This window comes from Pseudorhodobacter sp. (assembly GCF_030452865.1).
GTDB lineage: Bacteria > Pseudomonadota > Alphaproteobacteria > Rhodobacterales > Rhodobacteraceae > Pseudorhodobacter.
The window spans coordinates 1-2,927 of sequence record NZ_JAKDLJ010000423.1 but is presented as its reverse complement, the minus strand read 5'-3'; the positions used below and the strand labels follow the sequence as shown (position 1 = coordinate 2,927).

Annotated in this window: 3 protein-coding genes and 1 pseudogene; all 4 read right to left on the bottom strand. The window is 63.2% G+C overall.

From position 1 onward, the window contains the following. Positions 1-197: pseudogene (locus tag L0H65_RS17465) on the bottom strand (Zn-dependent hydrolase); the annotation flags it as partial. Beyond that, positions 194-1,144 (bottom strand): hydroxyacid dehydrogenase, encoded by a 951-nt coding sequence (locus L0H65_RS17460; RefSeq protein ID WP_301460498.1) that lies wholly within the window; start codon positions 1,142-1,144, stop codon positions 194-196. The gene L0H65_RS17460 and the pseudogene L0H65_RS17465, both read right to left, overlap by 4 nt. 3 nt (positions 1,145-1,147) lie before the next feature. After that, positions 1,148-1,807 carry a GntR family transcriptional regulator gene (locus L0H65_RS17455; protein ID WP_301460497.1) on the bottom strand — a complete coding sequence of 220 codons (660 nt, stop codon included), beginning with the start codon at positions 1,805-1,807 and terminating at the stop codon, positions 1,148-1,150. Then, a partial coding sequence (locus tag L0H65_RS17450) for a biotin-dependent carboxyltransferase family protein (RefSeq protein WP_301460496.1) occupies positions 1,804-2,927 on the bottom strand: 1,124 nt, incomplete at its 5' end. The genes L0H65_RS17450 and L0H65_RS17455, both read right to left, overlap by 4 nt.

The window sequence follows — 2,927 nt, the reverse complement described above, 5'->3', positions numbered from 1 at the left end:
ACCGTAAGCCCAAGCGCGCGCGCCTCTAATTCGATGATTGCATGGGCCTGACTTTCGAGATCGGAATAAGAAGGGCGGGTCCAACCCGGCCCGCCAGCGGAAAGCGCGTTCACCGTTTCCAGCACGCGCGCAATGGTTGTGCGGATCGCTTCGTCAGCGAGGCCGCTGGCGTGCGGTGGCGGTAGGGTGGCGGTCATTCTTGGGGGCTCCACACTTCGGGATTCAGGGCAGTCTCCGGCAGATGGCCGCTTAGCGCAATCTTCACATGATGCACAGCCTCCAGCGCGACCCGGCGCAAGGCATCTTCGGTCGTGCCGCCGATATGTGGGGTAAATATGACATTCTCAAAAGCGGCGAGCGGCCCCTGCGGCGCTGCGGCAGAGTAGACATCCAAACCCGCGCCGCCCAGTTGACCCGTCAACAGGGCTGCAAGCAACGCGTCTTCATCCACCAGCCCCGCGCGCGCCAGATTGATCAGGATTGCGCCGGGTTTCATCGCCCCGATGGCGGCGGCATCCATCAGGTTCCGGGTCTCATCGCGCAGCGGCGTGTGCAGAGCGACCAGATCAGCCTGCGCAAGGCCGTCCGCGAGGCGCGTGATCCGGTGGCCGCCTTCAACCTGAGGTGAGCGCGGCGAGTACACAAGTACCCGCATGTCAAAAGCCTGCGCCAGCATCCGCCCGGTTTCCCGCCCGATGGCCCCCCATCCTACGACCAGCGCGGTCTTGCCGGAAAGCTCGGTAAAGCGGGCAGATTCGCGAAAGCCGGGCCGACCGCAGCGAACGGCCTTGTCAGCCGCCGGAATACGGCGCGCAACGGCAATTGAAAGCCCGACAGCCAGTTCGGCAACCGAGCGCGCATTCACACCGGGCGTGTTCGCAATCACCACACCTGCGCGGGCGGCTGCCTGCTTGTCGACCGGATCGTGACCGGTGCCGTGCACGATGACCACCCGCAGCCGGTCGGCGGCGGCAAATGCTGCGGCATTCAGGCCCGCATCGCGCGTAATGACAGCATCGGCACCCGCAATATGGCGCGCGACGGTTTCCATGTCCGGGGCAGGGCACAACACCGGTTCGATACCGGCCTGTTTCAGCGCCTCGATCCCGGCTTCATGGATTGGTTGAACGATCAGACATTTCATATTTTAACCCGCCGTGGTGTGACTGTGCGCTTGCGTTTTTCCCAATCGTTCCAGAACCGCGTCACGCGCGCGGTCCAGATGGTCGCGCAGGGCAGTTTCGACAGCATCTGCGCTGCCGCTGCGCGCCGCTGCGATGATTTCCAGATGTTCCTTGCAACCCAGCAACAAGCGTTTCGGCACCTGTGTGTGATCGAATACGCAGGTTCGACGATGCAAGGCTGAAATGGTCGCCGCCACGACCGGATTGCCCATTTCCCGCACCAGCATCCGGTGGAAATCATAGTCGGTCTGGCGTTGCAGGTCGTTCTTCTCCGGGTCCGAGACCATGAGCTGGCGCACCCGTTCCTCCATCGCGTCAAGCTGCGCGGTCGGCAGACGTATCGCCGAGCGCGCCGCGAAAGGTTCGAGTTCCCGCCGCAGGAAGAAGGTTTCGTCCACGTCGTTGACTGTCATGCTGCGCACCCGCATGAAGCGGCCTTCGGCGGCAACCAACCCTTCGCTTTCAAGGCGCTTGATCGCCTCACGGACCGGGGTGCGGGACATGCCGAAGGCATCGCCCAGAACCGCCTCTTGCAAAAGGTCGCCCGATTTCAATGTGCCCTCGAAGATCGCAGAAATGATGCGTTGATAGGCTTGATGGACCCGATGTTTTGATACCGTCATGGCGTCCGCGCTTTCTCGGGCAGGGTCACGGGGCGCATCACCTCAGCCGGGTCGTGAAAACCACCGACCAGGTTGCATGACAACAAATATTCCGAATGCAGGATCGCGCTGGGCTTCGGAACCAGGCTTTTGAGGGCGTTGCGCAGTTCGCGCTGTTGCGCCAGCCACAGATCTTCACCCTCATCGCCGGAAATGACGGCGAAATGGAAGGTTGCACCCACGGGCATCTGCGCCAGTCGCGCCAGATCGACTGACGCGATGGTGCAAATCTTGGGGTAACCCCCGGTGGTCTGGCTTTCGGCCAAAAGCACCAGTGGCATTCCGGAACCCGGCACCTGCACCGAGCCGGGAACCGTTCCATCCGAAACGATGTCGTGGCCACGCGCAGCAGAAAGTTCCACTCCGCCCAGAACCATCGCCATGCGGTCGCGTTGCGCGGTTACGGTGAAAGGACATTCGGTCAGCGCCGCGATCACTTCTGGGGCAAAATAATCGTCTTGCGGGCCAAGAATGATGCGGATCGCGCCGGTTTTGACGCCAGGGCCATTGTGTTTAAGCCCCTCTCCCAGCCGCAAACAGGGCGCATCGGATATGCCGGGGCCAAGGGGCAGCATATCGCCCGTGCGCAAGGAACGCCCGTCAAGCCCCCCCAAGCCGCTGCGCAAATGGGTGGAGCGTGAGCCGAGGACCGGAGGCGTTGCGATCCCGCCGCCAAACGCCAGATAGGCCCAGATCGCCCCATCCGGCGCACCCACCGTCAAGATTTCATCGGGGTGGAGGAGGTGGCTTTCCCCCGGCAGGACCGTGCGATGGTCGATATGCAGCGCGCATTGCGCCCCCACCACCGCGAAACGCACCGTTCGGGTGCTGCGGAAACGGCCAGCGGGGCCGGCGAATTCCAGTGCTGCGGCACCCGGATCATTGCCGACCAGACCATTGGCAAGCGCCATTGCAACGCGGTCAATCGGTCCCGCCGGCGATACCCCCATGTTGCGCAACCCGAAGCGACCTGCATCCTGCACCGTCACCATCAACCCGCCGGAAACGACTTCGACGCTCATGTCGTGACCTGCTCGGGGGTGATGATCGTTTCGCCCGCTGCGCTCCGCGCTTCCAACGC